The following is a 25,755-nucleotide window of genomic DNA, read 5'->3' on the forward strand; positions in this document are numbered from 1 at the left end:
AGGGGATTATCAGCTGAGCACAAACCACTATAAAATTAACACAAAGTACTAATAACTAAGCACTAACAGGAGGAACCATTTACGCTCGGCGGGCGTCTTGGCTGCCATGCATAAAACCACTTTGCTGACTACCGGAATGGTGCTTTTATTGGCGGCCCCGGTTCGCACTCTGGCTCAGTCGGCCACCGCTGATGCCGAGTTCAACTCTAACATGGAGTCGCCCTTTGTGCGCCTCATTCGTCCCGACCGGCCCGGGCAAACCATCACCACCAACATGCTGTACCCCGGGCAGTTTCAGCTCGAAACCAGCCTGACGCGCTACGCTGATGGCAGCAGTGTGGGCTACGCCGGCCGCCAGGTATGGGGCAATACGCTTCGGGTGGGCTTTTTCAACCACATCGAGCTGCGCGCCACCCAAAACTACCTACCCGATCCGGTTACCAACCGCTTGCTGGGTGACGTGCCAACTACCCCACTTACCGGGCCGGCCGGATTTGCGCCCCTCAATGTGGGCGCTAAATTTCTGGCTTCCAGCACGCAGAATGCCCGTTCGCAGGTGGTAGTACTACTTGATATGAACCTGCGCAACGGCAACGCCAGCTTTTCGGGCAAGCAACTGGAGCCCGGGGGCCGGCTGCTAGTTTCGCAGCAGCTGGGGCAGCGGTTTGGCCTAGAGGGCAACTTTGGGTTTCGGCAACGGGGCTTTAAGGCCGAGGGCACCAAGCAAGGCCAATACCTGACAACACTGGCACTTAACGGCCCGCTTGGGGCAAGTACCCATTTCGGTTTTCTGGCCGAAACCTACGCCACCTGGCAGCGCCAGCAGGGGTGGCTGCCGGGCCTCAGTTCGGGCCTTTACTACCGGCCCCTACCCGGCCTGCGCCTCGATGTAACCGCCGGCCATGGCCTCACACCGGCGGCCGGTGGCTTCAACATTGGTGCTGGCCTGAGCGCGCGACTGGGCAAGTAAGAATCCCGGAAGTTGGACTCCCGCTCCGTTATTTTTTCGCTTCCTCGCCCACAATACGGGTTGGCGTTTGCTGGCCATTGACGATGGGTGCTGCGGCACGAGCAATGGCCGTAATAACGGCCGTCATGTTGGGCAGGTCAAGGCTTTCTACCTCGTCGTTGACGGAATGGTAAAGCTTGTCGGTCGGAATCTGGTCGGTGCTGATGGTGTGAGCCGGTACACCCAGGCGGGCCAGGGTAGCGTTGTCGGAGCGGTAGAACAGATTTTGCTCGGGGTACGGATCAGCTTCGAACCGGAAAATGCTTCCCTTGGCATTCTGCTGAAGCAACGGCCCGAAATCAGACTTATCGAAGCCCGTGACAAAGGCGGAGTTAGGACCGAATTTGGCCTGCTTGCCAATCATTTCGATGTTGAACATGGCCACTACCTGTGCGGGATCAAGCTGGCGGGCAAAATGGCCGGCTCCAAAGCCTCCAATTTCCTCGGCCACAAAGGCCACGAACAGCAGCGGGCGGGCATTGCTGCGCTGCTGTTTGAAGTACTCCGCCAAGGCTACTACGGCCGTTGTGCCGCTGGCGTCATCGTCGGCCCCGTTGGCAATAGAGTCGCCGGCTACGGCAGGCAAAGTGCCGATGTGGTCGTAGTGGGCGCTGAATATAACCTTCTCGTTTTCCCGGTCTTTATTCAGGCCCGGAAGTACACCCACCACATTGCGCAACTGTACCGTGCGGATATCGGTGGTGGCCGTTATCAAAAACTTAAGCGGGCCGGCCGGAGCCGTGCCCAGCACGAGTAGCGTAGAAAAAGGTGCGGGCTTATCGGGCCGAAGGCCGCCGCGTCCCATAAAGCCAGCTACTCGCTTAAACGCGTCTTTCTGCGTGGTATCAACAAATACAATGGTATTGGCTTGGGGGTTAAGCAGCGGCCGGATTTCCTTCATCAGGTTATCCTTGGGTCCGATTGTGATGATGCGGGGCGAGGGCTCGTCGTAGTGCATCCAGTTGAGTTTGGGCTGGCCTGATACCAACACAAACCGGCCGGCTGGCACCACGGCTCCACCCACCGTAACCAGCATGGGCTTGGTACGGGCCTCATACACCGGAAACGACTGCGAGAAGCCCGGCAGACCCGGCAGCGGCTCCAGCCCGATACGCTGGAACTCGGCTACCAGAAAATCGGCCGCCTTCTCGGCACCGGGCTTCCCGGATGCACGGCCCTTCATATCATCGGCGGCTAGTGCCCTGACCACCCGCTCTACAGTAGCGGCAGCAACACCGGGTGCGGCAGGAAGTTTAAGGGGCTTCTTCTGAGCGAGTACGGGGCGGCCGGCAAGCCCCAGCAGCATAATGAGAGCAATAGCTTTATACATGACGCAAAATAGGGAGCTCGCGCCAGATTTAATGCAATCTGGTGCGGGCTCCCTGGTTACTTTTCTTCTTCTTCGGACTTGGCAGCCACTACTGCCCAGTCGCTACTCTTTTTCGGCGGCGGCTAGCACTGCGGCCCATTCGGCATCGGTGCTGGCCTTGCTTGCACCAGACACCGTTTTCAGGGCCAATTCTGGGGCGGCAGCCTGCAGCATTTTTAGCGTTAGCTTCAGAGGCACAAGCGTTTTATCGGGTCGGAGCAGGAAGTACTGGTTTTCGTTTCGTATCTGGTCGAGGCGTGGGCCGTAACTGTATGCCTGAGGTTCTTTCGCTGGTACAAATTTCTTTGCATACCGCTTAAGTAGCGTGTGGCGACCTTCATGCAGTACTTCTACATACTCGCTCTGCTGCTCCCGATCAGCGGCCTCACTAAAGCGCCGGAAATACCGGGTACGTGCCGGGATACTGGCAGTGGCTGGCGCATCCAACTCGAAGCCGACGACCGACCGGTCGTCCAGTTGAAGAGAATCAGTGCGGGCTGCGTCCGGACGCATTAGCAGGCGCTGGGCCAGCACATCATACTTGATGGCTACCGGGGCCAACTGATTGTTGCGGCTGGTGCGCAGGCGGGCCATCAACCAACGCGGTTCGAGATAGGGAGAGCCTTGTAGCCCTTCGGATTTATTGTAAGGCAGAACCGCAGGAATGCCTGTAGCCAACGCATTCAGGTTCATTTGAGCCGCTTGCCCGGCTTGCTCAGCAGTCTGCTGAGCGGCGGCACCCAAAGGTGCCAGGCAAATCAGCAGCATAAGGCATCGATGATTCATAACCGGAAGGCATAAATGGTGAGACAGCTAAATCTACAGCTTTTTCAAGTCATACCGTAACGATATTACCCCAGCGTCAGCACCAGATCGTCGGCGTTTACCAGCGTGCCCTCGGCCAAGTTTATCGCCCCGACGGTGGTGTCGTCGGGGGCCGTAATGGTGGTTTCCATCTTCATGGCTTCGATGATGAACAGGGGCGTGTTTTTACGCACCTGCTCGCCGCTTTTCACCAGTACCCGGCTTAGCAGGCCCTGCAGGGGCGCGCCCAGCTGGCGGGGGTTGGCCTTGTCGGCCTTGGTGTTCATGATGCGCTTTACCTCCACCGAATTGTCGCGGATTTTGAGGTTTCGCGTTTGGCCGTTGAGGGTGAAGAACAGCGTGCGGTTGCCGTCCTCGTCCACCGGGCCAATGCTCTGCAGGCCCACAATGATGCTCTTGCCGCGGGCAATTTCGATGAGCGTTTCATCGCCCGACTGCAGGCCGTAGTAAAACACTGGCGTAGGCACCACCGACACGTCGCCGTACTGCTGGCGGAAGTCCCAGTACTGCTCGAAAACCTTAGGGTACAGCAACCACGACAGCACGTCGGTGAACTTTCCTTCAGCCTCGAACTTTTCCTTGAAATTGGCCTGCTCCTGTTCGAAGTCAATCGGGGCCAGGTGCTCGTTGGGCCGGTCGGTGAAGGGCTCCTCCCCTTTCAGCACCACGGCTTGCACATCAGCGGGCCAGCCGCCCTCGGGCTGGCCGATGTCGCCCCTAAACAGCTGGCGCACCGACTCAGGGAAGTTGAGCGTTTCGCCCTTTTCCAGCACGTCGGCGGTGGTCAGGTCGTTGGAAACCAGGAACAGCGCCATGTCGCCCACCACTTTCGATGAGGGCGTCACCTTCACGATGTCGCCGAACAATTGGTTAACGTCGGCGAAGGTCGTTTTCACGGTTTCGAACTTGTCGAGCAGACCTAAGGCCGCCGCCTGGGGCCGCAGGTTGGAGTATTGCCCGCCCGGAATTTCGTGCTGAAATACTTCCGACGTGCCTGCCTTCAGGCCCGACTCGAAGGGGTAGTAGTACTCGCGTACCGTTTCCCAGTAGGTCGAGAATTCGTTGAGCGACTTCTGGTTGAACTCGCGGTGCCGGGGCTGGCCGCGCAGCATTTCCACTACCGAGTTGAAGTTGGGCTGCGACGTGAGGCCCGAGAGCGAACCCAGCGCCACATCAATCACGTTCACGCCGGCCTCTACTGCCTTCAGGTAGGTGGCGGGCTGCAGGCTGCTGGTGTCGTGGGTGTGCAGGTGGATGGGCAGGCTGATGGTGTCGCGCAGGGCCGTAATGAGCTCCTGGGCGGCGTAGGGCTTGAGCAGGCCGGCCATGTCCTTGATGCATAGGATATGCGCGCCGGCATCCTCAATCTGGCGGGCAAGGCGCAGGTAGTAATCGAGGTTGTATTTCTGGTGGCGGCTCACGTCAAGCAGGTCGCCGGTGTAGCAGATGCTGGCCTCGGCGAGCCGGTCGGTTTTGGTGCGCACGAAGTTGATGCAGGCTTCCATGCCCGGCATCCAGTTCAGCGAATCGAAAATGCGGAATACGTCGATACCGGTTTCGGCGGCCTGCTGCACGAACCGCTCGGTCAGGTTATCCGGATAGGCCTTGTAACCTACGCCGTTGGCCCCGCGAATGAGCATTTGGAGCAGGATATTGGGCACGGCAGCGCGCAGCTTGGCAAGCCGTTCCCACGGGTCTTCGTGTAGGAAGCGCAGCGCCACATCGAACGTAGCCCCGCCCCAGCACTCTAACGAGAAGGTTTGCGGGTGCTCGTGAGCGAAGCGGCCGGCCACTTTCAGCATATCAAACGTGCGCATGCGGGTGGCCAGCAGGCTCTGGTGGGCGTCGCGCAACGTGGTGTCGGTGTAATGAATCTGCGGGTCGGCGCGCAGCCATTTCGAGAAACCCTCGGGGCCCAGCTCGGTGAGCAGCTGCTTGGTGCCGGCCGGCGGCGGGCCCGTGAGGTCCGACTCGGGCAGACGGGGCTTGCGCAGCTCCTTTTTGGGGTCGAGGTTGCCGGCTACATCGGGGTGGCCATTCACAATCACATCACCCAGGAAGCGCAGCATGCGCGTGGCCCGGTCGCGGCGCTGCTCGAAGCGGAACAGCTCGGGGTGGTCCTTGATAAAGTCCACCGTCGCCTCGCCGGCCATGAATACCGGGTGGGCTATGATGTTCTGCAGAAACTGGATGTTGGTGCTCACCCCGCGCACCCGGAACTCGTCGAGGGTGCGGGCCATTTTCTGGGCCGCATCGGCCAGCGTGGGGGCCTGGGTCGACACCTTCACGAGCAGCGAGTCGAAAAACGGCGACACCCGCACGCCGCTGTACACCGAGCCCTGGTCGAGGCGGATGCCGAAGCCGCCCGCCGAGCGGTAGGCCGTGATGGTGCCGTAATCGGGCTTGAAATCCTGCTCAGGGTTTTCGGTGGTGATGCGGCACTGGATGGCGTAGCCGTTCTTCATCGGCACTACATCGGGCCCGAGGTTGATTTCGGGGTCGGTGAGCCGGTAGCCGGCCGCCACGTGGAGCTGGGTTTTGATGAGGTCGACGCCCGTAATCATCTCCGTGACGGTGTGCTCGACCTGGATGCGCGGATTCACCTCGATGAAGTAGATGCGGTTGAGCTCGGGGTTCACCAGAAACTCGACGGTGCCCACGTTATTGTAGCCCACGGCACGACCCAGGCGCAGGGCGTACTCGTAGAGCTGCTCGCGCATTTCGGGCGTCAGGTGCAGCGAGGGGGCCACTTCCACCACCTTCTGGTAGCGGCGCTGCACCGAGCAGTCGCGCTCGTAGAGGTGCGTGAGGCCGCCGTAGTTGTCGGCCACCAGCTGCACCTCAATGTGCTTGGGATTCTCTACGAACCGCTCCAAGAACACCGTGTCGTCGCCGAAAGCCTTCAATGCCTCGTTGCGGGCCTCGAAGAAGCCGCGTTCCAGCTCCTCATCGTCGCGGATGACGCGCATGCCGCGGCCGCCGCCGCCGCTGGCCGCCTTCAGCATCACGGGGTAGCCGATGCGGTGGGCTTCCACCAGCGCCACTTCCAGGTCGGTCAGGTCGGCTTCGCTGCTTTCGATGATGGGCACGCCGCACTCCACGGCCACGCGCTTGGCGGCCACCTTGTCGCCGAGCGCCTCCATCACCTCCGGCCGGGGCCCGACGAAAATAATGCCTTCCTCGCGGCAACGGCGGGCCAACGTGGCATTTTCGCTCAGGAAGCCGTAGCCGGGATGGATGGCATCGACCTGGTTTTCCTTGGCCGTACGGATGATACCTTCAATGTCGAGGTAGGGCTTGAGCGGGTCGTCGTCGCGGCCCACCTGGTAGGCTTCATCGGCCTTGTAGCGGTGCAGCGAGTAACGGTCTTCGTAGGTATAGATGGCCACGGTGCGGATGCCCAGCTCGGTGGCGGCGCGGAGCACGCGAATGGCAATTTCGCCGCGGTTGGCGACCAGTAAACGACGGATATTCATGCGACAAGTAAAGAGAAGGATACACGAAGGAAGATGCCGCAAGCTACGGAAGGACACGCAAAACGTTAGCGAATTTTTGCTAATAGCGAAATTCTATAGCGCCCTTTAGAGTGGCCTTACTGAAGATCCACCTCCTTATACTCTGATTATCAATGCTTCTTAACCGGAGTTCTATTTTGCTAACACCCGCAAACTCAGCCGCCGGTTCATGGAACGGCCGGCGGGCGTGCAGTTAGAGGCCATCGGGTAGTTGGGGCCGTAGCCGCGGGCTTCGAGGCGCGACGGGCTGATACCCATTTCCACCAGGGTGGTCCAGGCGGTGCGGGCGCGAGCCTCGCTTAGCTGGCGGTTCATCTGGTAGGTGCCCACGCTGTCGGTATAGCCGCCTATTTTAAGGCGGGCCTGCGGATAGCTTTGCAGTAGCAGGGCAACGTTTTTCAGCTGGTTCCTCGACTCGGGTGTGAGCGTGGCCTGGCCGGTTGTAAAGAACACCCGGTCGAAACTAATCCAGCCGCGGGTACGGTCCACCGTATCAATCTGTTGGCTAGGATTATGAAGAAATTGATGGAGCTGACTTTCGGTGGATTGACTGCCCACGCCGCGTAGCTGCTGGCCGTTGGGCAGGCGCAACGTGGTGGGCGCGCCCGTGTGGTAGATATAGTAGCCCGATTTAAGGTCGTAGTGCCCGTCTACCGGGGGTGGCGCAATACTGCCCGCCCGCCGGCTACCCGGCTGGTAAGGCGTCCGGGGCCGAGCCGTAGCCATATCACGACTGGCTGCGGCCGGTGGCGTAACGGCCGGCCGCGGAGGCACAGTAGCCGCCACCGGAGTAGCCACCGGCCGAGCCGCGGCCGGCGGACGGCTCACGGCTGTTGAGCGGGTTGTTGAGGCGGCCGGCGCGGTTGGTGGCAGCGCCGCGGTAACCGCCTCGCCCGGCGGGATGATGCGGCACTGCTGAATGTAGGTTAAATAGTCGCGGTTGGGAGTTTGGTTCGGCCCTTTTTCCTCGGGGAAAAGCACGAACGTACCGTTGGCCGTTTTGCCTGCCAACAGGAAGATGTTCTCGATTTTCTGGGGCTGAAAACCGGTCTGGCTTACCTGCACCGAATAAGGTCCACCTACCACCAGCCCTTTGAAGGCAAAGTTGCCGGCTTCGTCGGTAGTGGCGGTAGTACGGGTTTGGGTGGGCCCGTATACAACCAGCACCGCCGCTTTATCGAGGGCCTGGTTGTTGGGCGCCATCACGTTGCCGACGATGCCTACCAGCTCCTGGGCCATGCCGGGCACCGCCAGGCCGAGCAAAACTGCCAGTAACAGCAGTATGGAAGCGTTAAAACGTTTCATAAGCACGGTTTAAGTTGTGTGACAGGCAAACCAATCTTTTAATTTAAGTACTATTTCACTTACGCTACATCAAAATGCAAAATTATTTCTCATTTTAATTATATAACATAGCGTGCTTATAATATTCATCGGACCGGGTGGCACAAGTCGCGGCTAAAAACCTTCCCCCCGCCGCCTAGTTCTCTGGCCAGAAACCTCACCTAACCTCCCACGCATGGAATTCGCGGACAAGAATATTCTCATCATCGGCGCCTCCTCGGGCATTGGTCTGGCTACGGCCCAGTTGCTGAGACGGCTCAACGCCAACCTCTATACCGCCTCGCGTACCCACTCGCCCGAGCTGGCCGAGCTGCAGACCACTTTTATAGAGCTCGACGTAACGCAACCACTGGGCACAGCCCTCGACGGGTTGCCCGAGGTGCTGCATGGCGTGGTGTATTGCCCCGGCTCTATTAAGCTGCGGCCTTTCGAGCGGATTCCGCTGGCCGATTTCCAGGCCGATTTCCAGCTCAATGTGCTTGGGGCAGTACAGGTACTACAGGCTTGCATGAAGCGCCTGAAAAAGGCCGACGGAGCCTCAGTGGTGCTGTTCAGCACGGTGGCGGCCGATACGGGCATGTCGTTTCATGCCAGCATTGCCACGGCCAAAGCGGCCGTAGAGGGCCTGACCCGTGCCCTGGCTGCCGAGTACGCCGCCAGCAACGTCCGCGTGAACTGCGTGGCACCCTCGCTCACCGATACGCCACTGGCCGCCGCCTTGCTCAACACACCCGAAAAGCAGGAAGCCAGCGCCAAACGCCACCCGTTGCAACGCATCGGCCAGCCCCAGGATCTGGCCTATATGGCGTCGTTCCTACTCTCCGACCACGGCTCGTTTATTACCGGCCAGGTGCTGCCCGTTGATGGTGGCATGAGTAAGCTGAAGTAGCGCACTGTCTGGTTGAATTCCATTTTGAGCTCCCTATGAAAGTCGTTCTTTTCTGGCACCGGCGCGACCTGCGGATACACGACAACGCAGGCCTTGCAGCAGCCCTGCAAAGCGGCTACCCGGTGGTGCCGCTGTTTATTTACGACCGCGAAATCCTGGATCTGCTGCCCTCCCGCCAAGATGCGCGCGTTACCTTCATCTACGACCAGGTGGAGCGCCTGGGCCGCGAAACCGAGGCGGCCGGGGGCTCTTTCCTGGCCTTCTACGGCCGGCCGCTGGAAGTGCTGGCGCAGTTGCTGGGCCAGCACGAGGTAGCCGCCATCTACACCAACGAAGACTACGAACCCTACGCCGCCGAGCGCGACGGGGCCGTGGCGGCGCTGGCCCGGCAGCATGGCGCGGAGTTTCACGCTCTCAAAGACCAGGTAATTTTCGCCAAAAACGAGCTGTTGGGCAAGTCGGGCAAGCCGGCCCGCACCTTCGGCTCCTACCGCAAAGCCTGGCTGGAGAAGGTGCAGGATGCCGATTTGCAGGCCCAGCCGTCGGCCGAACTATTCACGGCCGCCAACCTGGTTTCCTTGCCCGACGCCCCGGCCCGACCCACACTGGCCGAGATGGGCTTTGAGCGGTGCGAACAGTTTGTACTGGCCAACGAGCTGCCCGCCGAAAGCCTGGTGCGCAACTACCACAACACCCGCGACCGGCCGGGGCTCGTCAACAGCTCCACCCGACGCTCGGTACACCTTCGCTTCGGTACGCTAAGCGTGCGCGAGCTGATGCGCCAGGCCCGGGAGCTCAACCCCAAGCTGCTGGCCGAGCTGGTGTGGCGCGACTACTTCATGATGCTGCTTTGGCACTATCCCGGCACGGCCACCGAGAGCTTCGACCCGCGCCTGCGCCAAGTGCCCTACCGCAACAACGAGGACGAATTCGCGGCCTGGTGCGCGGGTCGCACCGGCTACCCGCTCGTGGACGCTGGCATGCGCGAGCTGAATGCTACCGGCTACATGCCGAACCGCGCCCGCATTACGGCTGCCGGCTTTCTGGTGAAGCACCTGCTGATTGACTGGCGCTGGGGCGACCGGTACTTCGCCGACCACCTGCTCGACTACGATATGAGCCAAAACGTGGGCAACTGGCAGTGGATGGCCGGCACCGGCGTAGTGGCCGCGCCCTGGTTCCGGGTGTACAGCCCCCAAAGTCAACTCGAAACCTACGACCCCGACCTAGCCTACGTGAAGCAGTGGATACCTGAATACGGCACCGCCGCCTACCCCGCCCCTATCGTCGAGCACAAGTTTGCCCGTCAGCGCGCCGTCGACACGTTGCGAGCGGCCTACCGGGCGACGGAGTAGGCTTGGGTTTGCCGTTATTGATCGGTCATGCTGAGCGGAGCCGAAGCATGACGTTCTCATGTTATTCCGACAAGCACAACTCTCACATTCCTGCCACCGCGAAACCCTACTGTAGGGCTCCTTGTTATACTCCCGATATGAAACAGCCTACTACTGCCGCGCCCGAAGCGGCCACGCCAAAGGCCCGCATCAAGCAGGCATACTTCGATTACGTCCTCAAAAAGGGATACCCGCCGCAGTCGGTGTACAAGCTCACCCAGAAGCTGGGCCTGCCCGAGCAGGAATTCTACCGGGTGTATGCCAATTTCGACGCCATCGACCGCGAAATATGGGCCGACTTTGGCCGCGAAGCCCGCGCAACGGCAGCCCTCGAGCCGGTTTGGGAGCAGTATGGAGCCCGCGAAAAGATGCTGGGGTTCTACTATACCCTTATTGAAATTCTTAAGCGCAACCGCAGCTATGCGCTGCAAAGCCTGCGCCGCTCGCTGCACCGCATGCCCGGCCTCACCCCCCGCGTCCTCGACGATTTCCGCCAGGATTTCGAGGAATTCGTGGCCGAAACCCTGCGCGCAGGTCGCCGCACCGAGGAAGTAGCCAGCCGCAAGCTCATCCAGGACGGCTACCCGCGCTTCTTCTGGCAGCAGTTGCTGTTTGTACTCGGCTTTTTCGCCAAAGATGACACTGTTGACTTCGAGCGCACCGATGCCGCCATCGAAAAGGCCGTGACCCTGAGCTTCGACCTTGTGGGCCGCAACACCCTCGATTCGGCCGTTGATTTCGTGCGCTTCCTGCTGCACAGCCGGCGCCGGTAAGGTATCTGTTGCGTAGGGGCGGGGCTTGTGCCCGCCCGCCATTGAACGGTTCGGCTGATATCGTTCGACGGCGGGCGGGCACAAGTCCCGCCCCTACATCTTTCTACGAGTCTCCTCCATCCTCCCCCGCTCCATGTCCGATACTCCTGTTAAAACCCTCACGTCGCTGCCGACCACCAAAGTGGCGCGGGCGGCGCGGTTTGCCAAAACCGGCCTCAACGTGGGGGCCAACTACGTGAAGCACTACGCCAAGCGGGCGGTGGGAGCCGATAGTACGATGGCCGATTTGCACGCCGCCAACGCGGCCGAGCTATATGGCACGCTCAGCGAAATGAAGGGCTCGGTGCTAAAGGTGGCCCAGATGCTGGCCATGGAGAAAAATCTGCTGCCCACTGCCTACGCCGACCAGTTTGCGCAGGCCCAGTACCAAACTCCGCCTCTCTCGGGCCCGCTGGTAGTTAAAGCCTTCCGCGACGCCTTTGGCAAGTCGCCTTTCGAGGTGTTTGAGGAGTTCGACCGGGAGGCCCGGCAGGCCGCCAGCATCGGGCAGGTGCATTTTGCCCGTAAAGATGGTTTGGAGCTAGCCGTGAAGGTGCAGTACCCCGGGGTGGCCGACAGCATCCGCTCCGATATCCGGCTGGTGAAGCCGGTAGCCCTGCGCGTGCTGGGGCTCGATGAGGCCACCGTGCGGCCCTACATGCAGGAGGTGGAAGCCCGCCTGATTGAGGAAACCGACTATGCGCTGGAACTGCGCCGGGGCCAGGAAATTGCCACCGCCTGCGCCGGACTGGCTCACCTGCAGTTCCCGCGCTACTACCCCCATCTGTCGTCGGCCCGTATTTTAACCATGGATTGGCTGCCCGGCCAGCACCTGCGCGAGTTCCTGCTGACGGAGCCCAGCCAGGCCATCCGCAACCAGCTGGGGCAGGCGCTCTGGGACTTCTACATGTTCCAGCTCAATGAGTTGCGTCGCGTACATGCCGATCCGCACCCTGGCAACTTCCTGCTCCGGGCCGATGAGGGCGGCACCGTAGGCGTGCTCGATTTCGGCTGCGTGAAGGAAATCCCCGAGGATGTGCATCGGCTCTTCATCTCCCTGCTTGCCCCCGAAACCTTGGCCGACCCTGCCAAGCTGGCCGCGTTACTCGAAGAAGGTGGCGTACTGCAAGCATCGGACGCACCTGCTCAGCGGAGTTTTTACGTGGAAACCATGCGGGCTTCGCTGGAGCTGGTGGGCCGCCCCTTCCGCCAGGCCACCTTCGATTTCGGCGACCCTAGCTATATGCAGGCCCTCTACGCCCTCGGCGACGACCTGATGCAACAGCCCGAGCTACGCCAGCAGCGCGAGCCCCGCGGTTCCGAGCACTTCATCTACCTCAACCGCACCTACGTGGGCCTATATGCCCTGCTCACCGAGCTAAAAGCCAGCATCCGGACCGGGGCTGAATAGCGGTTGGCTGAAACTAATCTTCCTGCTTTCGGTTAAAGCAACCCCGGCCTTTCGTGTAGCTACACGAAAAGGTGCGGGGTGTTTTTCTTCCCTTCTTATTTCTCCCCATGAAAAAGTTCTGGACTCTGTGCGCCGCGCTCTTGAGCGTAGTATCCGTGGCTTCAGCCCAAACAACCATGAGCTGCTGCACCAAGCCGGCTACCAGCTCCAACGCCACCGAAACCTTCGCCATGCTGGCTTCCAACGAAGATTTTTCGGGTGGCCACGATGCCCCCCTGCCCTTCCGCTACGCCGGTGGCGGCGAGATGATTGAGTTCAAGACCACCGATGGCGGCACAAGCAAAGCCTTCGAAATCAAAAGCAATATCCGCTCGGATAAGTACCTGTTCGTCATCCATGAGTGGTGGGGCCTCAACGATTACATCAAGCAGGAAGCCGCCCGCCTGGCCAGGGAGCTGCCCGGCACCAACGTCATTGCCCTCGACCTGTACGACGGCCAGGTTGCCGCCTCGGCTGATGAAGCCGGCAAGCTTATGCAGGCCGTGAAAACTGCCCGGGCCGAGGCCATCATCAAAGGGGCACTGTTGCACGCCGGCCCTAAGGCACAAGTGGCCAGCATTGGCTGGTGCTTCGGTGGCGGCTGGAGCCTGCAAACGGCCCTGCTGGCTGGCAAGCAGGCCGCAGGCGCGGTGATGTACTACGGCATGCCTGAAAAGGATGTGGCCAAGCTCAAAACCCTGAATACCCATGTGCTGATGATTTTCGCCAAGCAGGACAAGTGGATCAACCAGGAAGTGGTGACCGAGTTCGAAAAGAACATGAAGGCGGCCAAGAAAGGCCTCACCGTGAAAGCCTACGACGCCGACCACGCCTTCGCCAACCCCTCCAATCCCAAGTACAGCAAGGCCATGGCCGAAGATGCTCACGCTGCCTCAGTGGCCTACCTGAAGAAGAATCTCAAGCTCAAATAGACTACTGATTAGCACATATTTTTTCAGATTTCACGGATTTTGTAGGCGGGTAAGGGCATAATTGTTCCCTACCCATGACCCGAAATCCAGCGAAACAAACAAGAAAGGCTGCCTCTATGAGGCAGCCTTTCTTGTTTGTTTCAGATAAGAGGATGAGAGGATGAGAGGAAGTTGGCACATAAATGCACAACGGCCACGCTCCAATCCATTATTTCGTCTCGATAATTTCACCCAGCGCGGTCAGACTCTCCGGTAGTTGCTCCATGCTATTGAGCACGAAGTAAAGATCCTGGAATTTATCCTTCTCGAAGGGCGTATCCAGCACGCCCTGCAGGCTGAAGGGCAGGCGCGTAGGCTTCTCGCCCAGGCTGAACTTCACTTCGCCGTGCGACGACAGCAGGCCTGCCCCATAGATGCGCAGGCCCTCGGGCTGCTGAATCAGGCCAAACTCGGCGGTGAACCAGTACAGGCGCGTGAACATTTCGAGCGCGCCGGGGTGCTGGCTGTGCTGCACGGCTGCCGCGCCCAGGTTCTGCAGGAAGGCCGCGAAACCGGGATTCGTCAGCAACGGCACATGGCCGAATACGTCGTGGAACATGTCGGGCTCCTCCAGGTAATCGAGTTGGGCGAGCGTGCGCAGCCAGGTAGTAGCCGGAAACTTGCGCTCGGCCAGCAAACCGAAGAATATAGCGTCGTCTACAATACCGGGCACTACCACCAGCTCCCAGCCCGTCAGCTCCAACAGGCGGGGGTTCACCTCCCGAAAATCAGGAATGGCGTCACGGGTAAAGCCCACGCGGCGCACGCCCTCCAGAAACGCATCGGAGGCGCGGCCGGGCAGCAACGCCATCTGCCTGTCAAAAAGCAGCTGCCACACATGCTGGTCGGCGGCGGTGTAGCGGGCGTATTCCTGGCGCAACAGGGGCTGAAGGGCAGTGGAATCGAGGAGCGTATTCATCAGTTGGAAAAAGAAAAAGGGGAAAAGAAAAGGCCTGCCCCCGCACGAAGCGGAAGCAGGCCTGACAAGACGTTGGAAGAGGATTTGCTACTCCTGGTTCCGGCACGCCGCCGCCGCTCCGCTCCCTTGCGGGGCGTAATAGGCATAAGCATAATAGCGGGAAGGGTAGCGGGTCATCGGATGCAAATGTAGCTCGCCGAAATTAAACAGCCCAGGATCAGGCCGAAAAGCCGGAATTTTATATCGAACTGGCAGCCCATTATCTGGCCACTAGCGCTGGCTGGGGCGCATCGGCCAGCACGGCGGCCAGGTCGGCTACGCTTTCGGTGAGCTGCTCCCAGCCGCTGAGCTCGAAGTAGCCATCCTGCAGGTGCGCCTCGCTGTAAGGCGTTTCGAGCACGGCAGCCAGCTCGAAGGGATGGCGCGGGGCCACCTCGGACAGGTAGTGGTGGATTTCGCCCGACGATGAGAGCAGGCCAGCCCCAAACAGGCGGGTTTCGCCGCCCTCGCGCACCAGCCCGAACTGCACCGCGAAGCCGTACAGCCGCTCCAGCCGCGCCAAGGCAGCCGCATCGTGCAGGTGCAGCATAGCTACGTGACCCAGGAATTGCAGAAAATCGGCGAAGGCCGCATCCATCAGCAGCGGCACATGGCCGAACACGCCGTGGAACAAGTCGGGCTCCTCGATGAAATCGAACTGTTCCATGCTCCGGATCCAGACCGTGGCCGGGAACTGGCGCCGGGCCAACATACCGTAGAAATCGGCATCGTTGAGCATCCCGGCAACCGGTATCAGCTGCCAGCCGGTAGCATGCTGCAGGCGCTGGCTTACCTGCGCGAAATCGGGCAGGGCATTGCGGTGCAGGCCAGCGGCGCGCAGGCCCTGCCAGAACGCGTCGCAGGCCCGCTTGTGCAGCAGGGCCGTCTGGCGGTCAAACAATACTTTCCATACCAGATGGTCTTGGGCCGAGTACTGGTCGTAGTGTTGCTGTAACATGGCAGTAGGCATAAAAAAAGGCCCGTTTCCTTATCGGAAGCGGGCCTTACTGAGGTTCAGAGGAGGAGGATGTTCAATTTCCCTACCTGTTGCACCGGCCACGCCGCCCACTACCATACTGCAGATTGCAGACGGTAATCGACATAAAGCGCGTTGCGGTCGGGTTGAACATGGTATTGCAAATATAGAACTATATTTTTCTGATGCTAATTTTTTCTCTACTCCAACTCTTGGCGTAGCGCACACACACGGCGCAGGTTGCGGATCAGGCGCGCCGACTAGTCGAAGTTGAGCGTCTGGGCCCCGTCGGAGGCGGCTTTTTCGGGCGTTTCGTGGAACTGGCGGGCTTGCCCCAGCCAACCCCAATGGCAATGGATATGCCCAGGTGCAGGCGAAATAATAGCAGGGCCGCATCGGCTGGGCTTCGGCACCAAACAACCGCTTTTTCATAACGACCGGCTATGTTGTTTCGGGAAATTACAATTTGCCGTTTACCTCGTAGCGCATACTGAGCTTGGTGTCGCCGGTGATTTTGAGGTCCACTTTGGCTTGCTGGTCTGAGGGATTAAGGAGCAACGCTGTGGAGCCGGCCATAAATCGTAACGTGCCCCGGGCCCCGGGCGCCAGCGTGGTTTTACCGAAAATGCCACCGTCGCGGGGACGCTCCTTGAAGTCGACGGGTACATTGCCCACATTATGGGCTTCCACTTTGAAACTACCCAGCTGCCCGCCACCCAGCGCAAATTGTTTGCCTGGCTCAATGAGCAAATTAGAGGTGATACCTGCCCAGCAAGCCGTAACGAGCAGCAACAGGATGAAGAAAGCGGCAGCGGTAGCAGCCAGACGAGGAGGCAGGGAAATACGCATAACAGATGGGGTTGAAGTGAAACGATGTCCCAAAGCAACTACCCCACAATCTCGTAAACGCCCCAATTTACGTCCTGAGACGCTTCAATTTATAGTTTGACACCTATAGGCAGATGGATGGTATGGAAACACGAATACACAGGGCCACACCCGCCCCCATTACCCCTGCCGGGCTGCTTCGCTGGGAGTGAGGCCACGGAGCTTTTTAAAGACGCGGTTGAAAGTGGACTTGGAATTGAAGCCGGCTTCCAGGGCCACAGCCAGCAGGGTATAATGGCGAAACTGCGGGTCGCGGAGGAGGCGCTCGGCTTCGCGCACCCGGTACTCGTTGATGAAGTCGTTGAAGTTCTGGCCGCAGCCGGTGTTGATGACTTTCGAGAGCCAAGAGGTATTGGTACGCAGCTGGGTGGCCAGCTCGCCCAGCGTCAGCTCAGGCTCCAGGTAGGGCCGGTCCGCCTGCATATGGGCCAGCAGGCGGCTGGTCCAGCGGATCAGTTCGGCATCGGGCTCCAACCCGGGCGCATCAGGCGCCTTCACAGCTAGGGCGGTCTTTTCGGGGGGCAATATACGGCCCGCCAACACCTCCGATGGCGGGCCGTATTCCGGGAAGGCAGCGGCTGCCATTGCTGGGGCAGTTGGTGTTTCCTCGGGATCCAGCACCGAAACCGGGTGGGCTGCTGCCTCGGTTGTTGCAGCGGCCGGCTGGAAACGTAGCGCCCCCAGCCGGTAGCCAGTCAGCAACCCCGAGATGCTGAGGTAGTAAATCAGCAGGCCCGTAAACAGGTAGTCGTACCAGCTTTGCACATAGTTTAGGGGGCTGATGAAGACATTGATCAGGCCGAATACCAGCGTTACGCCGGTGCCCAACACCACAGCTACCAGCACGTTGCGCAGCCACCGGAACCGCACCTGCTCGGTATCGGAAAAGTTGTCGTTGAGGTAGCGGGCGTACACGCGGTAAGCGCGCAGGGTGCGCACCGCGTAAGCCAGCACCGACAGGTAGCCCAGCGTATCGGCCACCAGCCCGATGGGCTGGGAGTCGGCCCAGGCGGCCAGTGGGCCCTTGGTACCAAAGTGCGCCGGCAGCGGCTGGCCCTGCAACCCGTGCCACCAGCCAATATCATAGCCAAACACCATCAACCGCCACGCCAGCACGACCAGCGCGGGCGCAAAATGCCCCCAGTGCCGCCGTTCCAGCCGGAATTCCTGGTTGGTGAGGCTGCGGAAATAGAAATACAGCGTTGGTCCCACCGCCAGCCAGTTACTGAACGACCAGTAAAACATGAACGTGCTACGGGCATCGTGCGCGTCGTACCAGCCGGCAAAGCCCAGCATCCACTGCGCCAGCCGTCCCGCAAACAGCAGCAGCAGCAAAGCCAGCCAGCCGTCAGCCGCCGTATCCTCGCGCCGCCGCCGTGCCCACAGTACCGCCGCCACAATTACCCCTTGCAGAAAAAACGGCAGCAACAAGCCGCTGTATTGGTTGAAGCCGAAGAACATACCGGCAAGGTAGCAGCAGATTGGATTTCCGCTATATAAAAACCGCCCCGGCTCGGGTGAGTCGGGGCGATTTACGAAATACGGCACGCGCCATTCCTCGCGCTACTAAGAACGACGCGCAGCCCTACTCCAGCTCCTGGCGTAGCGCGTACACGCGGCGCAGGTTGCGGATCAGGCGCGCCGACTCGTCGAAGTTAAGCGTCTGGGCCCCATCGGAGGCGGCTTTTTCGGGCGTTTCGTGGGCTTCGTAGATGATGCCATCGGCACCGGCCATAACGCCGGCCAGGGCCATGGCAGCCACGTGCTCGCGCAGCCCGATGCCATGCGAGGGGTCGACGATGACGGGCAGGTGCGTCTTCTCCTTGAGAATGGGCACCGCGTTCAGATCCAGCGTATTGCGCGAGGCCGTTTCGAAGGTCCGGATACCCCGCTCGCACAGAATCAGCTTCTCATTGCCGCCCGAAAACACATACTCGGCCGACGACAGCAGCTCTTCCAGCGTACCCGAGATGCCACGCTTGATCATCACCGGCTTATCGACGCCGCCCAGCGCATCGAGCAGGTTGAAATTCTGGGTGTTGCGGGCGCCCACCTGAAACACGTCCACGTAATCGTGCATTTCCTCCACCTGCGACACCTGCATTACCTCGGTAATGATTTTGATGCCGCGGGCGCGGGCCATCTGGTGGAACAGCTTCAGCCCATCCATACCCAGGCCCCGAAACGAGTAGGGCGAGGAGCGCGGCTTGTACACGCCGCCGCGCATAATGCGCACGTCGTTGTCTACGAGGTGCTGCATAATGCTCTCCATCTGCGCCTCACTCTCGATGCTGCACGGGCCGGCCGCCAGCGTAAGCGTGCCCTCCCCGATACGCACGCCGTCGCCGAGGTCGAGTACAGTGGGACGCACGCGCCACTTGCGGCTTACCAGCTTGTAGTCGTCGGACACGCGGTGGATGTCCTGCACACCGGGCAGCTGGCCCAGGCTGCGCAGGTCGATTTCGGCCTTGCCGATAGCCACGAGGTAGCGGGCGCGCTGGGTATTTACGGCGGTGGCCTTGTAGTTGAGCGCCTTTATTCTGGCTTCAATTTCCTGCTGATTTTGCTCGGAAATGTGGGGGTCGAGTTGGAGAATCATTGGGTGATGAGGAAAGGTTTTCGCAGCACGACGTAGGGGCGGGGTTTGTCCCCGCCCGCCGTTCGCGCCGCTACAACGGGAATTGTTCAACGGGAATCGTTCAACGGCGGGCGGGGACAAGCCCCGCCCCTACATCGTTCTTCGCAACCTGGGTTACTTGATAATGGAAGAAACGAAAGCGGCGGCGGCGGCCGGGGCATCATCGGTACCCTCCAACGCCTTGATCAGGGCTGAGCCGATGATGGCACCCTCGGCGTGCTGGCAGGCTGCATCGAACGACTGCTTATCGGAAATGCCGAAGCCGACGAGACGCGGATTGCGCAGGTTCATATCGGAAATCCGCTGAAAGTAGGCTTCCTGGACGCCTTCGGCCTGGGTGTTGGCCCCGCCCGTAGTGCCGGGGCCCGACACGAGGTAGAGAAACGATTCGGTCAATTCGTCAATGCGGCGGATGCGCTCGGGGGCAGTTTGGGGCGTGATAAGGAACACCGGCCGCAGGTTGTGGCGGCGGAAGATGTCCTGGTATTCGGCCACGTAATCGTCGAGCGGCAGGTCGGGCAGAATCACGCCATCGACGCCGGCGGCGGCGGCTTCGCGGCAGAAGTTTTCCACTCCGAACTGCATCACCGGGTTAAGGTAGCCCATGAGCAGAATCGGCGTGTTGGGCACCTGCTCACGTACGTCTTTCAACTGCCCGAAAAGCACGCGCATGTTCATGCCGTTCTGCAACGCTACGCTGCTGCTGGCCTGAATTACGGGTCCGTCGGCCAAAGGGTCGGAGAACGGCACCCCGATTTCGATGACGTCGGCCCCGGCATCAGCGAGGGCCCGCAGGATGGGAACGGTACTTTCAAGCTGCGGATAGCCGGCCGTGAAGTAGATGTTGAGCAGCTTTTTGTCCTGCTGGAAGGCGTTCTGGATTCGGTTCATGGTTGTATATGAGCTGTCATCCTGAGCGGTGCGAAGGACCTGGTGAGAAGGTGTCGGTTGTTGATCAGCTTCTTTCCAGGCCCTTCGCTCTGCTCAGGATGACAGGATATTACATCAGGTCCTGCTGGATGTAGGTTTCCAGGTCTTTGTCGCCGCGGCCCGAGAGGTTGATGACTACTACATCATCGGGGCCGGCGCCGATTCGGTCGAGCACAGCCAGCGCGTGGGCCGTTTCGAGGGCCGGAATGATGCCTTCGAGCCGGCTGCATTCCACCACAGCTTTTAGCGCGTCGTCGTCGGTAACGCTGATGAACTGCGCCCGGCCGGCATCGGCCAGAAAGGCGTGCAGCGGGCCAATACCAGGGTAGTCGAGGCCCGCCGAGAGCGAGTAGGGTTCGGTAATCTGGCCGTCCTCATCCTGCATAAGCAGCGTGCGCGCGCCGTGGATAATGCCCGGCTTGCCCAGCACCGACGTAGCCGCCGAGTGGCCCGAATGCACGCCGTGCCCGGCCGCTTCCACGGCCACCAGCTTCACCTCCGGATCTTCCAGGAAGTGATAGAACGCCCCGGCCGCATTCGAGCCGCCGCCCACGCAGGCCACCACGTACTGCGGCAGCTCGGAGCCCGTTTTCTCCAGCAGCTGCTTGCGCATCTCCTCACTGATAACGGCCTGCAGGCGCGCCACCAGATCGGGGTACGGGTGCGGGCCCACTACCGAGCCGATGATGTAGTGGGTATCGACGGGGTTGGAAATCCAGTCGCGGATGGCCTCGTTGGTAGCGTCTTTGAGCGTTTTGCTGCCGCTGCTGGCGGGCCGCACTTCGGCACCCAGCAGGCGCATGCGGTACACATTGGGCTTCTGCCGCTCCATGTCTACCTCGCCCATGTACACGATGCATTCCATGCCCATCAGGGCGCACACCGTAGCCGTGGCCACGCCGTGCTGGCCGGCGCCGGTTTCGGCAATGATGCGGGTCTTGCCCAAGCGCCGGGCCAGCAGAATCTGGCCCACCGTGTTGTTGACCTTGTGGGCGCCGGTATGGCACAGATCTTCGCGCTTAAGAAATACGCGGGTGTTGTACTTAGCCGACAGCCGCTTGGCCTCGAACAGCGGCGTGGGCCGGCCCACGTAGTCGCGCAGCAGCTGCTGGTACTCCTGCTGAAACGCCGGTTCGGCCATGATAGACAGGTATTGCTGGCGCAGCTCTTCCACGTTGGGGTAGAGCATTTCGGGGATGAAGGCGCCGCCGAACTGGCCGTAGTAGCCGCGCTCGGTAGGTTGCTGGTAAGTTGGAGTAATAGTCATGGGGGAAGCAATGATGCGGTGAAGGACGCGGACCAGAATCAGCCGGCGCCCGGTTGGGCGGGTGGCGTAATGGCAGTCCGGTAATTATAACAACTCGTTGGACACGATTTCGGCCGGAGAAAACTGCTGCCTCTCCAGCTGCTGCTCGTAGAGCCAGTTCAGGTAAGCCTGCACCTTCTCGGGCTCCATTCTGCCCCAGGTAGCCTCGGTGCCGTAGTAGGGGCCGGTATGGCGCTGGCTTTGCAAGAGCAACTCGGGCCGGCGGTCGGCCGGTGGCACCCATTTTTCCAGCAGCACTGCTGTTTCGGCGGGCCGGGCCTGGGCATGCAGGAAGCCCTGTTTGGTGGCCTGCACAAACTTCCGGTAAGCAGCGGTGCGCGCCCGCAGCTGCCTTTCTGAAGCCATGATAACCGGCGAGTATCCGTAGGGAATCCCGTAGTCAGCCAAGCGGAAGCTGGTCAGGGGCACGCCGCGCAGCTCCGCTTCCACACCTTCCCAATTATCAAAAATCCAGGTGGCATCGGCCTGGCCCGTCAGCAGCGTGTTCCAGATGCTGAGCTTTTGCGGGTAGGTGATAACCAGCTCGCCCCGGCCGCCGTCGTTGCGCACCATCTGCCGCACAATTTGATCTTCGTAGCGGGCCTGGTACGAGGCGTATGTCCGGCCCACCAGGTCCTGGGGCGAACGGATATCGTCGCGGCGCAGCGTTACGATGCTGCTCAGGTCCTCGGTTAGCAGGGCGGCAACGGCCAACGCATCGAAGGGCTGGGCTTTGGTGCGGTAGCTGATGATGCTTTCCAGCGGGCAAAGCGCAAAATCGGCCTGCCCCAGCTCCACCTTTTTGGCCGGAGTGAGGGCGTAGTTGTCCACGTCGGGCGTACCGATTGTAACGGCCAGCCCGGCCGCCTTATACAAGCCCTGCTCCTGGGCCACAATAAAGCCCGAGTGGTTGGGGTTGACGGTCCAGTCGAGGGCAATGGTCAGCTTATCCATGCGTTTTTAGTTGGCGGCAGAAGGGGTTGACGCGCGGACCGCATCAGTAGCGGGTGCGGGCAGAACAACTGAATCGGGCCGCAGCTTGGCGAAAAACCGCCGTAGAACGGCCGCGTCCTTGAGGGCCGGAGCCGTCTCGAAGCCGCTGTTTACATCGAACCCATACAGGCCCGGCAGGCGCAGGTGGGCCAGCTCGGCCACCATGCTTGGATCGATGCCGCCGGCCAGCAGGTAGGGCACGGGCAACGCATACTGGCGCAGCAGCTCCCAGTTGAAGCGGGTGCCGTTGCCGCCCGGCTGGGGCCCGGCCGCATCGAACAGGAAGTAGTCGCATACCGCCGCATAAGGCTCCAGCGCCGCAAAATCAACCGCTTCGCCCACCGCAAACGCCTTGATGACGCCCACGCCGCCCGCCCGCAACTCGGCGCACTGGGCGGGGCTTTCGGCACCGTGCAGCTGCACCAGATCGAGACCGAAACGCCTCACCTGCTGCATGATTTCAGCCGTGCTTTGGTCAACAAAAACGCCGACTTTGCGCACACTGGCCGGCAAACTCTTCAGCAGCTCCTCACTCAGCTCCTCGCCCACAAAGCGCTTGGATTTAGGAGAAAAGATGAAGCCAAGAAAGTCGGGTTCGAGGCCTGCCACCTCCAGAATATTGCCGGCCTGCCGCAGGCCGCAGACTTTCAAACGCAGGGGAGCAACAGTTGCCATAAGCAGTGATTTTGAAGAGCCAACCGGGACAGTGGCAGTGAAGTTCAGGGACAAGTGCGGCGGCAGCGCCTTACAGCTGCTGTACCAGTGCGGCGCAGGCCTGCTCGGGGCGGGCGTGGCGCATGAAGGCCTCCCCCATCAGAAAGCCCCGGTAGCCGACCTCGCGTAGCGCCTTGATGTCGGCGGCCGAGTTAAGGCCGCTTTCGGTCACCTTCACATACTCATCCGGAATCTGGCGGGCCAACTCGCCCGAGGTGTCGAGGCTCACGGCGAAATCGTGCAGGTTGCGGTTGTTTACGCCCACCAGGCTCACGGCATCGGGGTGCAGCGTGTCGGTCAGCTCCTGCTCGTTATGGATTTCGAGCAGCACCTCCATGCCCAGGCTACGGGCCAGCCGGCCCAGACGCAGCACTTCCTCGCCGCTCAGCACGGCCGCAATCAGCAGCACGGCATCAGCCCCAAGGCTTTTGGCTTCGATAACCTGGTACTCGCCCACCACAAAATCCTTGCGCAGAATGGGGCAGAAATTAAAGCGCCGGGCCGTGGTCAGGTCCTCGTTTTTACCGCCGAAAAACTCGGTATCTGTCAATACCGACAGCGCCGAGGCACCGGCCTGCATGTAGCCCAGCGTAGTGCGCTCGACCGGCGCGTGTGCGTTGATGATGCCCTTGCTCGGTGACTTACGCTTGAATTCGGCAATGATGCCGCTCAAATCGTCGCGCAGCAGGTAGTGGCGCAAACTCAGCGGCTTGGCTTCCATGTACAGGCTCTGCTCCAGCAATTTCAGCGGCACCAGGCTTTCACGGTCGGCTACTTCGCGGCGCTTATGGGCAATGATGTTATCAAGAATGGTCATCTGTTTTAGCTAGTAGCTGACAGCTGTTAGCTGTTAGCTTGGTGTTCGTTTTGTTGGAACGAACGTGTATGTATTGAATCGAAATCAGAAAAATCAAGAGACTGTCAACTCTCAGCTAGAAGCTTAAGTGCCTTTCTCGCCCTTCCTGAGTCCAGCGACTCCTGAGCGGCGGCCAGGGCCTCGGCGAAGCTGAGACCTGGCTCGCGGCAGGAAATGGCTAAGGCAGCGTTGGCCGTTACCACGTCGCGCTGGGCACGGGTGGCGCGGCCTTCGAGCACGTCCACAAACAACCGGGCCGACTCGATAGGGTTCTGGCCGCCGGCCAGCTCCTCGGGGCGGGTGGCGCTCAGGCCCAGGTCGGCGGCGGTGGCTACCCGCTCGCCGGCGGGCGTGGCCAGCTTGGCGGCGCCGGTCAGCGAGAGTTCGTCGTAGCCATCGAGGGCATGTATTACGGTGTAGCGGGCGTCGGTTTGCTGCATTAGGTAATGGTAGATGCGCAGCAGCTCCAGGCTGAACGTGCCGGCCACCTGAAAGCGGGGCCGCACCGGGTTCACGAGCGGGCCCAGAATGTTGAAGAACGTGCGCACGCCCAGCTCGCGGCGCACCGGCCCGGCGTGGCGCATGGCCGGGTGGAAGGCCGGCGCATGCAGCACGCAGATATTCGCCCGCTCCAGCTGCCGCTTCAGCTCGTCGTTGTCGGCGGCCAGGTTCACGCCCAACTCGCGCAGCACATCCGATGAGCCGCACACTGACGACACGCCGATGTTGCCGTGCTTGGTGACCAGGTAGCCGGCCCCGGCCACCACAAAACAGGCCAGCGTACTGATGTTGAGCGTGTCCTTACCGTCGCCGCCGGTACCCACAATATCAATGGTGTCGCGGGTGCCCAGATCCGGGTCGCGACTCAAACTCAGCAGCGCGTCGCGGAAGCCGGCCAGTTCGGGTACCGAAATTGGGCGCATGCGGTACACGCTCATAAAAGCGGCCATTTCGGCCGCGTTGGCTTCGCCCTGCCCGATGCGCAGCATGGCCTCGTGGGCCTCGGCGTGCGTGAGGAGTTGCTGGTCGAAAAGTTGGGCAAGAATATGTTTCACAGAATCACAGATGTTGCAGATGTTGCAGATGATTGGATTTCGCAGATGAAAGAACGGTGTCATGCTGAGCGAAGGCGTAGCCGTAGTCGAAGCATCTCTACCGCAATACTAACCAGACGCCCGAGCTACCAATGCAATAGAGATGCTTCGACTACGGCTACGCCTTCGCTCAGCATGACACCGTTCTTTTTGGTTGTGCTGGAATCATCACTTCAGCCAGTTGGCCAGCATCTGGTGGCCGTGTTCGGTGAGGATGGATTCGGGATGAAACTGCACGCCGCGCACGTCGTACTCGCGGTGGCGGAAGGCCAGCACCTGGCCGTTCTCGTCTAGGGCCGTTACCTCCAGCTCGGCCGGCATGGTTTCGGGCCGCACGCTCCAGGAATGGTAGCGGCCTACTTTAAAGGTTTCGGGCAGCTCATCAAACAGGCGGTCGGGCGTACCAGTCAGGCGGGCTTCGGTAGCCAGGCCATGCAGTACCTGGGGCAGGTTGTACAACTCGCCGCCGAAGCTTTCGGCCAGGCCCTGGTGGCCCAGGCACACGCCCAGTATGCGTTTAGTGGGCGCGTACCGGCGGATAACGGCCGGCATCAGACCCGCATCGGCGGGCAGGCCCGGCCCCGGCGAGAGCAGCACCGCATCGTATGCCTCCACCTCGTCGAGCGTTAGCTGGTCGTTGCGACGGACGGTCACGTTGTCGCGGTGGCCCAACTCGCGCAGCACCTGCACCAGGTTGTAAGTAAAGGAGTCGTAGTTATCGAGAACGAGGATGTTCATTGGGTATTCATTGTCAGTTATTAGTTGTCAGTTGTCAGATTATCGGCAGTAGTAAGGCAATGTCGCCTGGCCACTGATAACCAACA

The 25,755-nt window shown here is 60.7% G+C and carries 22 protein-coding genes; 6 read left to right on the plus strand and 16 right to left on the minus strand.

Annotated elements, in window-relative coordinates:
- The first annotated feature begins 106 nt into the window (after positions 1–106).
- Positions 107–970 carry a transporter gene (locus HW554_RS02405; RefSeq protein WP_176906753.1) on the plus strand — a complete coding sequence of 288 codons (864 nt, stop codon included), beginning with the start codon at positions 107–109 and terminating at the stop codon, positions 968–970.
- A gap of 28 nt (positions 971–998) precedes the next feature.
- Here HW554_RS02405 and HW554_RS02410 read toward each other — a convergent pair whose 3' ends face one another.
- The 4 genes from HW554_RS02410 to HW554_RS02425 form a co-directional block, all read right to left on the minus strand.
- The gene (locus HW554_RS02410) at positions 999–2,339 is read right to left on the minus strand and encodes a M20/M25/M40 family metallo-hydrolase (protein ID WP_176906754.1); all 1,341 of its coding nucleotides are present in this window, start codon (positions 2,337–2,339) and stop codon (positions 999–1,001) included.
- 102 nt (positions 2,340–2,441) lie between these two features.
- The gene (locus HW554_RS02415) at positions 2,442–3,146 is read right to left on the minus strand and encodes a hypothetical protein (protein ID WP_176906755.1); all 705 of its coding nucleotides are present in this window, start codon (positions 3,144–3,146) and stop codon (positions 2,442–2,444) included.
- 83 nt (positions 3,147–3,229) lie between these two features.
- Positions 3,230–6,679: a pyruvate carboxylase gene (locus HW554_RS02420; RefSeq protein ID WP_176906756.1), complete on the minus strand. Its 3,450-nt coding sequence runs from the start codon at positions 6,677–6,679 to the stop codon at positions 3,230–3,232.
- Positions 6,680–6,850: 171 nt separating this feature from the next.
- A complete protein-coding gene (locus tag HW554_RS02425) occupies positions 6,851–8,023 on the minus strand; it encodes an OmpA family protein (RefSeq protein ID WP_176906757.1) in 1,173 nt (390 codons plus the stop codon).
- 214 nt (positions 8,024–8,237) lie between these two features.
- Here HW554_RS02425 and HW554_RS02430 point away from each other — a divergent pair, with 214 nt between their 5' ends.
- The 5 genes from HW554_RS02430 to HW554_RS02450 all read left to right on the plus strand — a co-directional run bounded on the left by HW554_RS02430 (position 8,238) and on the right by HW554_RS02450 (position 13,539).
- Complete coding sequence (locus HW554_RS02430; RefSeq protein WP_176906758.1) at positions 8,238–8,951, plus strand: SDR family NAD(P)-dependent oxidoreductase; 714 nt, start codon at positions 8,238–8,240, stop codon at positions 8,949–8,951.
- Between the two features lie 35 nt (positions 8,952–8,986).
- Positions 8,987–10,306: a cryptochrome/photolyase family protein gene (locus tag HW554_RS02435; RefSeq protein ID WP_176906759.1), complete on the plus strand. Its 1,320-nt coding sequence runs from the start codon at positions 8,987–8,989 to the stop codon at positions 10,304–10,306.
- A 137-nt stretch (positions 10,307–10,443) separates the two neighbouring features.
- Positions 10,444–11,118 (plus strand): TetR/AcrR family transcriptional regulator, encoded by a 675-nt coding sequence (locus tag HW554_RS02440; protein WP_176906760.1) that lies wholly within the window; start codon positions 10,444–10,446, stop codon positions 11,116–11,118.
- Between the two features lie 133 nt (positions 11,119–11,251).
- Positions 11,252–12,568 carry an ABC1 kinase family protein gene (locus HW554_RS02445; RefSeq protein WP_176906761.1) on the plus strand — a complete coding sequence of 439 codons (1,317 nt, stop codon included), beginning with the start codon at positions 11,252–11,254 and terminating at the stop codon, positions 12,566–12,568.
- A gap of 176 nt (positions 12,569–12,744) precedes the next feature.
- Positions 12,745–13,539 carry a dienelactone hydrolase family protein gene (locus HW554_RS02450; protein ID WP_246285068.1) on the plus strand — a complete coding sequence of 265 codons (795 nt, stop codon included), beginning with the start codon at positions 12,745–12,747 and terminating at the stop codon, positions 13,537–13,539.
- Between the two features lie 208 nt (positions 13,540–13,747).
- Here the strand turns inward: HW554_RS02450 and phhA are convergent, their stop codons facing one another.
- The 12 genes from phhA to HW554_RS02510 form a co-directional block, all read right to left on the minus strand.
- Entirely contained in the window at positions 13,748–14,497 is a 750-nt protein-coding gene (phhA, locus tag HW554_RS02455; RefSeq protein WP_176906762.1) for a phenylalanine 4-monooxygenase, read from the minus strand.
- Between the two features lie 259 nt (positions 14,498–14,756).
- Positions 14,757–15,494, minus strand: a complete 738-nt coding sequence (locus tag HW554_RS02460; RefSeq protein ID WP_246285069.1) for a phenylalanine 4-monooxygenase — start codon at positions 15,492–15,494, stop codon at positions 14,757–14,759.
- Positions 15,495–15,971: 477 nt separating this feature from the next.
- Positions 15,972–16,361, minus strand: a complete 390-nt coding sequence (locus tag HW554_RS02465) for a hypothetical protein (RefSeq protein WP_176906764.1) — start codon at positions 16,359–16,361, stop codon at positions 15,972–15,974.
- A gap of 159 nt (positions 16,362–16,520) precedes the next feature.
- Positions 16,521–17,861 (minus strand): helix-turn-helix domain-containing protein, encoded by a 1,341-nt coding sequence (locus tag HW554_RS02470; protein WP_176906765.1) that lies wholly within the window; start codon positions 17,859–17,861, stop codon positions 16,521–16,523.
- A gap of 124 nt (positions 17,862–17,985) precedes the next feature.
- Entirely contained in the window at positions 17,986–18,999 is a 1,014-nt protein-coding gene (gene aroF / locus HW554_RS02475) for a 3-deoxy-7-phosphoheptulonate synthase (protein ID WP_176906766.1), read from the minus strand.
- A gap of 153 nt (positions 19,000–19,152) precedes the next feature.
- The gene (gene trpA / locus HW554_RS02480; RefSeq protein ID WP_176906767.1) at positions 19,153–19,929 is read right to left on the minus strand and encodes a tryptophan synthase subunit alpha; all 777 of its coding nucleotides are present in this window, start codon (positions 19,927–19,929) and stop codon (positions 19,153–19,155) included.
- A gap of 109 nt (positions 19,930–20,038) precedes the next feature.
- The gene (gene trpB, locus HW554_RS02485; RefSeq protein ID WP_176906768.1) at positions 20,039–21,235 is read right to left on the minus strand and encodes a tryptophan synthase subunit beta; all 1,197 of its coding nucleotides are present in this window, start codon (positions 21,233–21,235) and stop codon (positions 20,039–20,041) included.
- Positions 21,236–21,319: 84 nt separating this feature from the next.
- Positions 21,320–22,228: an ABC transporter substrate-binding protein gene (locus tag HW554_RS02490; protein WP_176906769.1), complete on the minus strand. Its 909-nt coding sequence runs from the start codon at positions 22,226–22,228 to the stop codon at positions 21,320–21,322.
- Between the two features lie 6 nt (positions 22,229–22,234).
- Complete coding sequence (locus tag HW554_RS02495; RefSeq protein WP_246285070.1) at positions 22,235–22,942, minus strand: phosphoribosylanthranilate isomerase; 708 nt, start codon at positions 22,940–22,942, stop codon at positions 22,235–22,237.
- Positions 22,943–23,012: 70 nt separating this feature from the next.
- Positions 23,013–23,798, minus strand: a complete 786-nt coding sequence (gene trpC, locus HW554_RS02500; protein ID WP_176906770.1) for an indole-3-glycerol phosphate synthase TrpC — start codon at positions 23,796–23,798, stop codon at positions 23,013–23,015.
- Positions 23,799–23,902: 104 nt separating this feature from the next.
- Positions 23,903–24,892, minus strand: a complete 990-nt coding sequence (gene trpD / locus HW554_RS02505; RefSeq protein WP_176906771.1) for an anthranilate phosphoribosyltransferase — start codon at positions 24,890–24,892, stop codon at positions 23,903–23,905.
- 207 nt (positions 24,893–25,099) lie between these two features.
- Positions 25,100–25,669 carry an anthranilate synthase component II gene (locus HW554_RS02510; protein ID WP_176906772.1) on the minus strand — a complete coding sequence of 190 codons (570 nt, stop codon included), beginning with the start codon at positions 25,667–25,669 and terminating at the stop codon, positions 25,100–25,102.
- Positions 25,670–25,755 lie beyond the last annotated feature (86 nt).

This window comes from Hymenobacter lapidiphilus (genome assembly GCF_013377885.1).
Classification (GTDB): Bacteria; Bacteroidota; Bacteroidia; order Cytophagales; family Hymenobacteraceae; genus Hymenobacter; species Hymenobacter lapidiphilus.